General features: G+C 48.9%; 16 protein-coding genes and 1 pseudogene. 14 read left to right on the top strand and 3 right to left on the bottom strand.

What is annotated here, in order from left to right; translation table 11 throughout:
- The 12 genes and pseudogenes from LA04_RS15155 to LA04_RS15110 all read left to right on the top strand — a co-directional run bounded on the left by LA04_RS15155 (position 1) and on the right by LA04_RS15110 (position 6,600).
- The gene (locus LA04_RS15155; protein WP_047652251.1) at positions 1-483 is read left to right on the top strand and encodes an SMI1/KNR4 family protein; all 483 of its coding nucleotides are present in this window, start codon (positions 1-3) and stop codon (positions 481-483) included.
- 171 nt (positions 484-654) lie between these two features.
- On the top strand, positions 655-1,128 hold the full coding sequence (locus LA04_RS15150) for a hypothetical protein (RefSeq protein WP_047652250.1): 474 nt from the start codon (positions 655-657) through the stop codon (positions 1,126-1,128).
- Between the two features lie 210 nt (positions 1,129-1,338).
- A pseudogene (locus LA04_RS15145) lies at positions 1,339-2,770 on the top strand (RHS repeat domain-containing protein); the annotation flags it as partial.
- Between the two features lie 9 nt (positions 2,771-2,779).
- Positions 2,780-3,223 (top strand): DUF6386 family protein, encoded by a 444-nt coding sequence (locus LA04_RS15140; protein ID WP_047652248.1) that lies wholly within the window; start codon positions 2,780-2,782, stop codon positions 3,221-3,223.
- Between the two features lie 242 nt (positions 3,224-3,465).
- The gene (locus LA04_RS24660) at positions 3,466-3,639 is read left to right on the top strand and encodes a hypothetical protein (protein WP_161785597.1); all 174 of its coding nucleotides are present in this window, start codon (positions 3,466-3,468) and stop codon (positions 3,637-3,639) included.
- A 115-nt stretch (positions 3,640-3,754) separates the two neighbouring features.
- Positions 3,755-3,829 carry a hypothetical protein gene (locus LA04_RS25275; RefSeq protein WP_396349943.1) on the top strand — a complete coding sequence of 25 codons (75 nt, stop codon included), beginning with the start codon at positions 3,755-3,757 and terminating at the stop codon, positions 3,827-3,829.
- Positions 3,830-3,892: 63 nt separating this feature from the next.
- Positions 3,893-4,249: a hypothetical protein gene (locus tag LA04_RS15130; protein ID WP_047652246.1), complete on the top strand. Its 357-nt coding sequence runs from the start codon at positions 3,893-3,895 to the stop codon at positions 4,247-4,249.
- Between the two features lie 150 nt (positions 4,250-4,399).
- Positions 4,400-4,525 carry a hypothetical protein gene (locus LA04_RS25115; protein ID WP_268747274.1) on the top strand — a complete coding sequence of 42 codons (126 nt, stop codon included), beginning with the start codon at positions 4,400-4,402 and terminating at the stop codon, positions 4,523-4,525.
- 136 nt (positions 4,526-4,661) lie between these two features.
- Positions 4,662-5,027 (top strand): hypothetical protein, encoded by a 366-nt coding sequence (locus tag LA04_RS25045; protein ID WP_235211340.1) that lies wholly within the window; start codon positions 4,662-4,664, stop codon positions 5,025-5,027.
- A gap of 385 nt (positions 5,028-5,412) precedes the next feature.
- Positions 5,413-5,631: a hypothetical protein gene (locus LA04_RS15120; RefSeq protein WP_047652244.1), complete on the top strand. Its 219-nt coding sequence runs from the start codon at positions 5,413-5,415 to the stop codon at positions 5,629-5,631.
- Between the two features lie 211 nt (positions 5,632-5,842).
- A complete protein-coding gene (locus LA04_RS15115) occupies positions 5,843-6,169 on the top strand; it encodes a hypothetical protein (RefSeq protein WP_235211339.1) in 327 nt (108 codons plus the stop codon).
- Positions 6,170-6,306: 137 nt separating this feature from the next.
- The gene (locus LA04_RS15110; protein ID WP_047652243.1) at positions 6,307-6,600 is read left to right on the top strand and encodes a YciI family protein; all 294 of its coding nucleotides are present in this window, start codon (positions 6,307-6,309) and stop codon (positions 6,598-6,600) included.
- A gap of 54 nt (positions 6,601-6,654) precedes the next feature.
- On the opposite strand, the gene ychF is transcribed toward LA04_RS15110, so the two are convergent.
- Positions 6,655-7,749 (bottom strand): redox-regulated ATPase YchF, encoded by a 1,095-nt coding sequence (ychF, locus tag LA04_RS15105; RefSeq protein WP_010432886.1) that lies wholly within the window; start codon positions 7,747-7,749, stop codon positions 6,655-6,657.
- 126 nt (positions 7,750-7,875) lie between these two features.
- The gene (gene pth, locus LA04_RS15100; RefSeq protein WP_047652242.1) at positions 7,876-8,460 is read right to left on the bottom strand and encodes an aminoacyl-tRNA hydrolase; all 585 of its coding nucleotides are present in this window, start codon (positions 8,458-8,460) and stop codon (positions 7,876-7,878) included.
- A 274-nt stretch (positions 8,461-8,734) separates the two neighbouring features.
- On the opposite strand from pth, the gene ychH reads away from it, so the two are divergent.
- Both ychH and LA04_RS15090 read left to right on the top strand, forming a co-directional pair.
- Entirely contained in the window at positions 8,735-9,010 is a 276-nt protein-coding gene (ychH, locus tag LA04_RS15095; RefSeq protein ID WP_023312132.1) for a stress-induced protein YchH, read from the top strand.
- A 119-nt stretch (positions 9,011-9,129) separates the two neighbouring features.
- Positions 9,130-10,188, top strand: coding sequence for a MerR family transcriptional regulator (locus LA04_RS15090; RefSeq protein WP_047652241.1), 1,059 nt, complete (start codon positions 9,130-9,132; stop codon positions 10,186-10,188).
- Here LA04_RS15090 and dauA read toward each other — a convergent pair.
- Positions 10,174-11,684, bottom strand: a 1,511-nt coding sequence (dauA, locus tag LA04_RS15085; RefSeq protein WP_047652240.1) for a C4-dicarboxylic acid transporter DauA, incomplete at its 5' end; no start/stop codon positions are given. The two genes, LA04_RS15090 and dauA, sit on opposite strands and share 15 nt — an antisense overlap.

The following is an 11,684-nucleotide window of genomic DNA, read 5'->3' as shown; positions in this document are numbered from 1 at the left end:
ATGAATCATTTCAGTAACTGTGAAAAAAATATTGGACGTGCAGATATTGCTAAAGCGGAAGATAAATTATCTATTACTCTTCCGGATGATTTTGTCTCACATTATCTGCAATTTAATGGTGGCACCCCAGAGAAAAGTTGGTGGGACGGTGATGAAGATTTTGAGCCAATAGAGGTGGCTGCGTTTAAGCCGTTTGTTTATAATAGTCATACAAATAATGCCCCTGGCTCTTTAATTGACGGTTGCTATATCAGCATGGTGGATAGGGAAGTGATTCCTAAAAACCTGCTTCCTTTCGCAAATGATTGGGGAGGGAATTTCTTCTGCCTGAATTTAGATAATTACTCAATTGTATATTTTGCTACAGATTCTTTTGATGAGGATTTGACTATGCACGAGAATCACACAAAACTTCAAAGATATCTGACAAATTCATTTGCTAACTTTGTTAACGAATTAGTAGCAGAAGAGGATCTTTCTTAAAGTACACTTAAAAATTTAATCGATTTATTTAATTCGATTGCTGTTATTTTGATATTCATATTGTTAATAAAGCTCTGTGACGCAGTTCATAGAGCTTTATTATAAAGCAGCATGGCTGCTTGGAGTTATGAACATACCTAGGTTCCTAGGTAAAATAAATCAGGTTAAAATATGAAGATATCCTGGTTAGCAATATATAGGTTAAATAATATTAATTGGTTTGTTAATCTTGGTGTGGCAACGACACTCACTGGTGTTATACAAGTTCAGTCCTTTAGCTTATTTATAAAAGGGCTGAATAGCGATGAATGGGAAAGAGCCACCCTGGCGGTTGGTAATGAAATAACGGGTTATCTCGCAAAAAAACACACTAACAAATATCAATATTGGAATTCTTTGGTCAAAGAAGCCAAGAATGTTGTAGAGAATGATATTATCCCAAAAATAACCCTCCCGGAGTCAGTGAAAGGCTCAATGACTGAGACGTTAAAATGGGATCTTGTGAATTACTTGCTTGAAGATGCGTATAGTAATTTTCTTCAAGAGCCATTCTTTTTTGACGGATTAATTAATGTTTATGAAGCTGGGCATATGCCCTGTGGATGGTCAGGTACTTGGCCAGCGGGCAAACTAGTCATCTATTGATAGATCACGCGCAAAAAATCCACGCCAAGGCGTGGATTTTTTTCATTCAAAACAAATCAAACATTAAACAAGAAGTTCTTCACATCGCTATCTTTAACGACTTAATCTTTCCCTTCCGCACGTATCTTGCTTGCTTTTTTTGCACATTGCTTACCCTTAGCGGTCGTTATACTCGCGACGAATATCCCCCCCTGAGAATAGCCCCCGTGGCTGCTGACCACCCGCAGCGAGTACGACCGCCTCGGCCGACTGCACCGCCGGGACGTCTTTACCGGCAATGCCCAGCGCCCGTCGCCGCGCCGCTGGTCCCGCCGCTGGGATTACGACTATCGCAATAACCTGGTGCGGGAAGAGCGGGACGANTAACCCGTTCAGCTGGTACCGCTGGCAGTACGACAGCGCCGGGCGCCTGCTCGTTCAGGACGGTACGCTGCCCGGCCAGGAGCAGTGGCGCTGGGATGCTGCAGGTAACCCTCTCGAAGGATCTGCTGAGAAGGTCACGCACAACCGCCTGACGCAGCTGAACGGCATTCGCTGGCGCTATGACATCCACGGCCGCACCGTGGAGAAAGATAACAGCCAGACCCGCTGGCACTACCGCTACGACGGCGAACATCGCCTGACGGAGGTCATCAGCCAGCCGCGGGACCGCAACAAACCGCAGACGCAGGTAAGCTTCCGCTACGATCCGCTTGGTCGCCGCATCAGCAAAACGCGACGGCAGATGCTGGGCGGACAGCCAACCGGCAAGCCGGTCACCACCCGGTTTGTCTGGGAAGGCTTCCGCCTGCTGCAGGAGGTGCACGGGGATGTGCCGCTGACCTACGTCTACAGCGATCAGGACAGCTTCGATCCGCTGGCGCGTATTGATGGCGTGGATGCTCCGGAGATCTTCTGGTTCCACTGCCAGCCCAACGGCACGCCGGAGCGGATGACGGATATCGAAGGGCAGGTGCGCTGGGAAGGGGTAAACAGCGCCTGGGGCAAGCTGCTGCGGGAAAGCGAGACGCAGGTATCAGGATATTCTCAGAACCTGCGCATGCAGGGGCAATACCTGGACCGTGAGACAGGGCTGCACTACAATCTGTTCCGGTATTATGACCCGGACTGCGGGCGGTTTACGCAGCAGGACCCGATAGGGCTGGCGGGGGGGATAAACCTTTACCAGTATGCGCCGAATGCGCTGGGGTGGGTGGATCCGTGGGGGTTGAGTAGGTGTTCTGGAGGTACCCGCTTAACTGTCAATAAACCGAAGATTTTAAGCAGCACAAAGCTGTCTTCAACCGAGAGAAAATTCCTTGAAAGACAGTTTATGAAAAAAATGAATGTCTTAAACCGAGCGGCTCAACGAGGAGAGTTAGTTTGGTCTCCGGGCACCCATGAGGTTAGGATTTCATCTTTGCAAAGTTCTTACAGGCAGGCTGTTTCTGCGCGCTTTGAAAAAATGTTTGGCTCAGCACCTGATCTAAGTAAGTTAAACGCTGATCATCCTGTTGATTTAATTGTTGGAGGTTCGCCTACACAAAGATTACAAATGCTAAATGAAACTATTAATAAAAGTGTCGGTAGTTCTTTGAAAAATGCAGGCAGAAAGGCGGGGCTTCAGCCCGGAGACGCCATCAGTGAAATAATATTTCAGTAGGGGGGTAAAATGAATAAATCCATTAATATACAGACGGATACTGCCACATTAGTAATTTATGATTTGATGTCATTAAAGCATAGGATAAATGATGATGCAGATTGGTGGAGTCTTCCAGAAGATGAAGTTGAAGAAATAAATAAAGGGAATGTGTTATTTCTCAATCTTGGAGATGATGGTAACTATAAAGTTGATATTAAAAATGATATTGGTGAATATACCGGATCGTTATTTTTAAACGTACCTACGGGAAAGGTTTTCATAGGGGCGGGAGAAGATGTCACTGGCGGAGATCTGGAGCCAGATGATTCAGATGCTATTTCAGGCGAGTTTATTACTTTAGAGCCAGGTAGTTACGAGGTTAAATATAAAAAGCATGGTTCAGATGTGCTAATTTCCTTTACAAAAGCAACGTTTACTGAAAACTCATTAGAAGAGGGTGTTTATCTCTGAATGAAAATCCACGCCCTGGCGTGGATTTTTTCATCCCAAAAAATGTTAAATAATTAATTAGTTCACCACGTAGTCATTTTTAACACTATTCTTTTTTCCTTCTGCACGCATCTTGCTTGCTTGCTTTTTTCGCGCCTTGCTTACCCTTGTCTTCAATAAGCTGTCAGTATAATCGCGACGAACAACTCTACCCTGAGAAAAGCCCCCAGTGGCGGCTGATCCCCGCAGCGAGTAAGACCGCCTTGGGCGACGGCATCGCTGCGGGGATCAGCCGCAGGGATTACTGCTACCGCTATAACTTGGTACAGGAAAAGCGGGACGGTAACCCGCTTGAAGGATCTGAAGAGAAGGTCACGCACAACCGCCTGACGGAAATCATCGCCCAGCCGCGGGTTCGCAACAATCAAGTTACTTAAATCCGCATCAGGTAGTCTATATGCTAATATATGTTCTACTCAGCGAACCCGTGGAGCTTCGCCTGGAGATTAGGATGCAACGCTGAAACAAGAGTTTCATATCAGTTACTAAGAAATGATTGATTCAGGTGTTCCAAAACAGCAGGCAATAAAATCGATTAGGGATTCGTATAAATATTTCGATCAATAGAGAGAGTCTAATAGCAATAATATTTATTTTATATATAACTTATTGGCTTAAAGGTAAGTTGATATGGAAAAACAGGATTTAATTGTTCAGCTAAATGAAATTGAAAAACTCATGCGCATGTCTTTACCTTCTGAATATAAGCGCTTTATGATTGAAAACGTCAAGGACACTGACTCTTATGAAATTCAACGAGCAAATGGTGACCAGCTTTATGTTTTCAATTGTTTTGATTTACTTGAAAGAAATAATACATATACAATTCAAGAGGTTGAGCCTGACGTTTTATTGATTGGTCAAGATGGTGATCTTGGGTACTTTTTGAATTTGCGCAAAGGTACTGATGAGATTTATTCTTTAGATCTTGGAGCGTTAGGAAGCCTAGACATGGATAAAGAAAGTAATAGCATATTTATGCTATAATTTTTTATTTATTAAACAACTTAGTTCAGTATATTGGGAAAATCCACGTTAAATCGTGGATTTTTTTCTTTCAAACAAATCGAACATAAAAAAAGAAGTTCATCACATCGTAATTTTTAATGATGTAATCTTTACCTTTCGCACCCAGCGATGCGCCGCTGGTTTCTCTGCTCGGATTGCGACTACCGCAATAACCTGGTCCGGGAAGAGCGGGACGGTAACCCTTTCAGCTGGTACCGCTGGCAGTACGACAGCGCCGGGCGCCTGCTCGTTTAGGACGGGACGCTGCCGGTAACCCGCTGGAAGGGTCTGCTGAGAAGGTCACACAGAACCGCCTGACGCAGCTGAACGGCATTCGCTGGCGCTATGACATCTGAGGTATCTTGAGGATGACGGTACTATTAACGCATGGGTGCCTAAAACATTTGAATCCAAATCCGCACCAGTCACTTGTTTTGGTTTTGATAAATTAGACTCCGGTCGCACAGTAAGAGATGCATTCCAGATCAAAGGAGCAGATAAATTGAATCCACTTGATCCTTTGGATAAATCATGGAGTGATGGACGTCTTAGAGCTGAGTTTGATACGCTTCAATTATATGAAAATGGTGTTCCGCAAGTGCGAACCCCGAGAATGTTCGGCGATAGACCAGGAGCGCCACTTGAACCGTTTACTAAGGCATACCCTGAATACGGCCAAGGTAATGTTCAACAGCTGCATGCTGAAAATAGAGTTATTAATTTCGACAAGATTGATATTCTGCCAGAGGAACCATGATAAATTTACAATCTTATAATGAAGTGTTAGATTTTCTGGAACTGTTTTTTCAAAAATATATTCTTGATTCTAATTGTCTACAGGATATGCAATCTATTTTAGATGATTGTCGAAAAGAAAAAATGGTGGCTATTCGAGCTATAGATTCATGTTTTATGGAATATAGGCGAAAGACTCAGGATTATAGAGTCCCTACAATTGAGGAACAGCAGATATGGAAGCAGTTGTTCAATGTATGGCAATAAAATATTAAATCAACAACTGGCAAAGATTTTTGGATTCCTGGTGGTAAGACGTCGGGAGGCATCCCTGAGGCCGTAATAGATTAAACACCTATCGGTGATGCTTTGATTACACCAATTATAAATAAATAGAGGTGTGAAAAATGAATGAAGTTATTTTTACAGATTTTGGTGTTGACATAATCAAAAGAAATGGTGAATATTTTATCCAATATGATACCGGAACTATTGCTATGATTAAAAAGGAGTCGAAAATTACTCCGGAAGAGGCATTGAAAGCACAGAAAAGTGAAAATGATGCTTATGAGGTTATTATAGCCACTCAGACTAGAGAAGGAAAAAACAAGCCTTTCTTTTCATAAGGATAATATCTTATTATAGTGCGTGGAAAGTTAATTAATTTAATGTTAAACAATGCTCTTTCATTTAAAATTGAAACTTTTCTAGATTTTAATATTTGAAAAAAGTTATCGTTTTATTTAGTGCGTTGACTATTATTATAGAGTTGATTTCTTTGTAAAACTCGATGGTAACCCGCAGGTTTATAGTTATCAAGTAATTTGAGGTTTATCAATGATTGAAAATCTCATTTGTATTAAAGAAAATGACCTGCTTCAATGGGCATGTGGTGAACGTAACATACTGGTTAGTATGCCATTTTTAGACTATACAATGGTCGACTCGACACGCCAGTTAGTCTTTGCGTTAAGCGAGCCAAAGCCATTACCAACCGTTTTGACCATCTTCAATGCGCAGGGTGAAAAACTATTTTGGTCTGCGCCTCCTGAAGGTGCAGCTTTCTATTACTTAACTTTCAACCTGTCAAAGCAAGTGCTTGTGGTCTGTAGCTATGCGGAAAAGCAAAACGGCTGGCATGATTGGTTTTATTCCTGGATATGAAGCGTAACGCGTTGTCTCTATCGGGCCCTGCGTATTAACATCAAAAGCACCAAAAAATCATAACAATAACCGGTGGCAAAAGAGGGCTGCATAAGCAGTTCCAACAAGCGGTTTAAAACAGAGCTAAGAGGCAAAGGATGAGCGCGGTTTACATTGTCATTTTAACTTATATCAAACCACTCGAAGAGATTGACGCAGCGATACCTGCTCATGTTGAGTGGCTTAAAAAAAGGTACGCAGAGGGGATTTTCCTGGCGTCCGGTAGACGGAACCCAAGAAACGGTGGGGTCATTCTCGCTAAGTGTGAGAGTCTTGCCTCTCTTGAGGAGCGCTTGCGCGAGGATCCTTTTCAGGCGTTAAAGCTTGCGACTGTTGAAATCATTCCCTTTGAACCCAGCATGAAAACAGAACTATTAGAAAATGTGTTTTAACCCCGGAATAAAAAAATCCACGCCAGGGCGTGGATTTTTTTCATTCAAGACGAATCAGACGTTAAACAGGAAGTTCATTACGTCGCCATCTTTAACGATATAATCTTTCCCTTCCGCACGCATCTTGCCTGCTTCTTTCGCGCCTTGCTCACCCTTATAGGTGATGAAGTCTTCAAACGCGATTGTCTGCGCACGAATAAAGCCTTTCTCGAAGTCAGTGTGGATCTTACCGGCCGCCTGAGGCGCAGTTGCACCTACAGGGATGGTCCACGCACGCACTTCTTTCACGCCAGCGGTGAAGTAGGTCTGCAGGTTCAGCAGCTCATAGCCTGCACGAATGACGCGGTTCAGGCCCGGCTCTTCCAGACCCAGCTCGGCCATGAACTCTTCACGGTCAGCGTCGTCCAGCTCGGCGATGTCGGATTCAACGGCAGCGCAAACCGCCACAACCACAGAACCTTCAGCCGCCGCGATTTCACGCACTTTGTCGAGGTACGGGTTGTTCTCGAAACCGTCTTCGTTAACGTTGGCGATGTACATGGTTGGCTTCAGGGTCAGGAAGCTCAGGTATTTGATTGCCGCTTTGTCTTCTTCAGTCAGGTTTTTCAGCGCGCGCAGCATGCCCGCGTTTTCCAGCTGTGGCAGACATTTTTCCAGCGCAGCCAGTTCCGCTTTCGCGTCCTTGTCACCACCTTTGGCTTTCTTCTGCACGCGGTGAATCGCGCGTTCGCAGGTGTCGAGGTCAGAGAGCGCCAGCTCGGTGTTGATGACGTCGATGTCGTCAGCCGGATCCACTTTGTTGTTAACGTGGATGATGTTGTCGTTTTCGAAGCAGCGTACAACGTGGCCGATCGCTTCGGTTTCACGAATGTTGGTCAGAAACTGGTTACCCAGGCCTTCACCTTTGGATGCGCCTTTTACCAGGCCCGCGATGTCCACGAATTCCATGGTGGTTGGCAGAATGCGCTGTGGCTTCACGATTTCCGCAAGCTGGTCCAGACGCGGGTCCGGCATTGGCACAACGCCGGTGTTAGGTTCGATGGTACAGAACGGGAAGTTCGCCGCTTCGATACCCGCTTTGGTAAGCGCGTTAAACAGGGTGGATTTGCCCACGTTTGGCAGACCGACGATACCGCATTTGAATCCCATTTCTAAATCACCTTAATATCTTGATAATCAATCCGTTAACGATAACCGACTGATGAAAAGTAAATAACTACGCCTATTATACACGTAACCCGCATGACGCGCGGTAAAAAAGCCGGATCGGGCGGATTATTGCGCTTTGAAAGCGTGTAAGCGGTTTGTCGCTTTGGTTAACCCATCTTTCAGCCAGATTTCGGTGCAGCGCGCCGCTTCGTCTACCGCCTCGTCAATTAGTTTCTGCTCAGAAACCGGGGGCTTACCGAGTACGAAACCGACAACTTTGTTTTTATCGCCCGGATGGCCTATTCCAACGCGCAAACGGTGGAAATTCGGGTTATTGCCCAGCTTGCTAATGATGTCTTTCAGGCCGTTGTGGCCGCCGTGCCCGCCGCCCAGCTTGAATTTTGCCACGCCGGGCGGGAGATCCAGCTCATCGTGAGCCACCAGAATTTCATCCGGACTGATGCGATAAAACGTTGCCATTGCCGCCACGGCTTTACCGCTCAGGTTCATAAAGGTGGTGGGCACGAGTAAACGAACGTCCGCGCCAGCAAGGTTGATACGAGAGGTATACCCGAAGAATTTAGGTTCTTCACGCAGGGGAGCACGTAACCGCTCGGCCAGCAGATCGACGTACCATGCCCCGGCGTTGTGGCGGGTGGCCGCATATTCTGCGCCCGGGTTGGCGAGGCCGACAATCAGTTTAATCGTCACGATTCAATTCCTAATGGGTTCCAGATCTGGCGCGTAGTTTACTGTCTGGCGCGCCGCTTGACAAAATTCTGCGATCGTCGCAGCGAAATACGAATAATTACTTATTTGAACAATTAGAATTTCAAGCTGTTCAAAGTCTTATTTGTAAACTTTTGTTTGGGACTTATCTGTAATTGTGATCATTCACGCAACTCATAAAAGGGGCGTTGTCTATACTTTACACACAAGGATTAGGGGCTTTTCCCCTGACAACCCAAAGTTCCGGAGGTGACACATGAAACGCAAAAACGCTTCGTTACTCGGTAACGTGCTGATGGGGTTGGGGCTGTTCGTGATGGTAGCCGGCGTAGGTTATTCCATTTTAAACCAGTTACCTCAGATTGACCTCCCGCAATACTTCGCGCATGGCGCGATATTGAGCATCTTCGTTGGTGCGGTATTGTGGCTCGCCGGGGCGCGCGTGAGCGGACATGAGGAGGTCTGCGATAAATACTGGTGGGTGCGCCACTACGACAAACGCTGTCGTCGCGATCAGCACAAGCACAGCTAGTGCCTGATAAAGAACGCCGAAACGGCTCCCGAGGGAGTCGTTTTTTTTGCATCAAGGGTTGACCCTCACGTAACGTAAGGCTCCAGAGTGGCGCCACTGGCAAAGAAAAAGGAGCAGTTATGTTGATTCAGGTGGGTGAGCTGGCGAAACGCGCCGGGATCACCGTGCGGACATTGCACCACTATGAGCAAACAGGGTTGTTGCTGCCTTCTGCCAGAAGCGCGGCAGGTTACCGGCTATACAACCTGGCGGATGTCCAGCGTCTGCATATGATCCAGGCGCTGGCAAAAGCAGGGCTGGAACTTGCTGAAATCAGGGATTTCCTGGAACAGGAGTCGCTGTCGTTAACCGAGCTACTCGATGCGCAAATCACGCTGCTGGATAAACAGCTGCGCAGCATACATACGCTGCGCGACCGGCTGGTGGAGCTGCGAACCGGGCTTCTCGACGATGCGACGCCGGATCTGGAATCCTGGCTACAGACTCTGGAGTTAATGAATATGTACGATCGCTGGTTTAGCAAAGAAGAGTTACAGCAGTTGCCGTTTGCGGTGCATAAGGATGCGCTGGCGGCTATCTGGTCAGGGCTGGTTGCAGAGGCCAACACGCTACTGGAGCAGCGCATACCCGCTACGGACGTGCGGGCGATGGATCTGGCGACGCGCTGGATGGAACGCCTGGAGCAAGACACGGCGGGCAAGCCGGAGTTTCTCACCCGGCTGAACGAGATGCACAGCGTTGAACCGCAGATGCAGGCGCAGACCGGCATCACGCCGGAGATGACGGATTACATCACGCGCGCGTTTGCGGAGTCTAAGCTCTGCATATGGGAGAAGTATCTCACTGCCGAAGAGATAGCCTTTACCCGTGCACACTACTTTGACCGTATGATGGAGTGGCCGCCGCTGGTGGCGAAACTGCATCAGGCTCAGCGGGAAAATACCGATCCCGCCTCGGAGGAGGCGCAAAAGCTGGCTGAAAACTGGCTGGCATTGTTCCAGTCTTACGCGGGCACCAGCCCGGAAACTCAGCAAAAGTTTCGCGCTGCCATGCAGCAGGAGCCGCACCTGATGAAAGGAACCTGGATGACGCCTGCCGTGCTTGCATGGCTCCAGCAGGCGATCGGGGTGATGATGCAGAGACGTTTCTCTGCATCAGGTCACTCACAGATCCGCTAACGCGGCTTCACGGTTAGGGTAGAAGGAGAGTCGGCCAGGGATCGGCTGCACGCCCGCGCGCGCCATGGTGCGCAGCGGCTGAAACTCCAGGTTACTCACCCGCAGCTCGCAGCCTTCCGGCAGACGTTTCACAAAGCGCTGGAAGGCATCCAGGCCGCCTGCATCCAGCACCGGTACGGCATCCCACTTCAGCACCACAACCCGTTTGCCCGCGATGCGGGATTCCAGATCGCTAAACAAACCTTCCGCCGCGGCGAAGAACAGCGGGCCAATCACGCGCAGCACCAGCACATCGTCAGGCACCTCGACGTTAACCGGGGAAAGGCGCGTCATCTGCGCGATGCGGCGCATAAACAGCAGGGATGCCAGCACGATCCCGACGCTGATGGCGATGACCATATCGAACAGCACGGTCAGCGACATGCAGATCAGCATCACGATGATGTCGTCTTTCGGCGCGCGTCGCAGCAGGTTCACCACCTTATGCGCCTCACTCATGTTCCAGGCCACCATCAGCAGCAGGGCGGCCATGGCGGAAAGCGGTAGCCAGGAGAGCAGCGGGGCGAGGATCAGCAGGGCGAGAATCACCAGCACGGAGTGGATAACCGCCGAAACGGGTGACGTTGCCCCCGCGCGCACGTTGGCCGCAGAACGGGCGATGGCTGCCGTTGCGGTAATACCGCCGAAGAACGGCGCGACGAGGTTGCCTAATCCCTGACCGACCAGTTCGCTGTTGGCTTTGTGTTTGGTGCCGGTCATGCCGTCCAGAACGACGGCGCAGAGCAGGGATTCAATCGCCCCCAGCATTGCCATAGAGAACGCGGCGGGAAGCAGGGCTCGCAGGGAATCCCAGCTTAGGGTGAAGCTGGAGCCGGGCATGTCCCACGGCAGCACCAGCTGCGGTAGCAGTTGCGGAATACCGCTACCCTGTGAACCGTCCGCCAGAACATAGTGGAACTGCGAGCCGATAGTCGCGACGTGACCACCGAGCATATTGACGATCGCCATCACCGCGCAGCCCAGCAGCAGCGCGGGCAGATGGCCCGGCAGACGAATACCGAGGCGAGGCCAGACGATCAGCGTGCCCAGCGTCACAATCCCGATGGCGGCGTCGCCCAGGTTGGCCGTCGGCAGCGCCATAAACAGCGCCCCCACTTTTTGCAGATAGTGCTCCGGTACGTGGGGCATCTGCAGGCCGAGGAAATCTTTGATCTGCATGGTTCCGATGGTAATACCAATCCCCGAGGTGAACCCCAGCGTCACGGAAAGGGGAATATATTCAATCAGGCGACCAAAGCGGGCCAGACCAAACAAAATCAAAAAGACGCCGGACATCAGGGTGGCGACCAGCAGGCCTGCCAGACCAAACTGCTGCGAAACCGGGTAGAGGATCACCACGAAGGCGGCGGTCGGGCCGGAGACGCTGAAGCGCGAACCGCCCGTCAGGGCAATGACGATCCCGGCAACGGCCGAGGTGTACAGACCGTACTGCGGCG

Source organism: Enterobacter sp. UCD-UG_FMILLET, assembly GCF_000762975.1.
Classification (GTDB): domain Bacteria; phylum Pseudomonadota; class Gammaproteobacteria; order Enterobacterales; family Enterobacteriaceae; genus Enterobacter; species Enterobacter dykesii.
The sequence above is the reverse complement of the archived record's forward strand: the minus strand, read 5'-3'. Positions and strand labels throughout refer to the sequence as shown.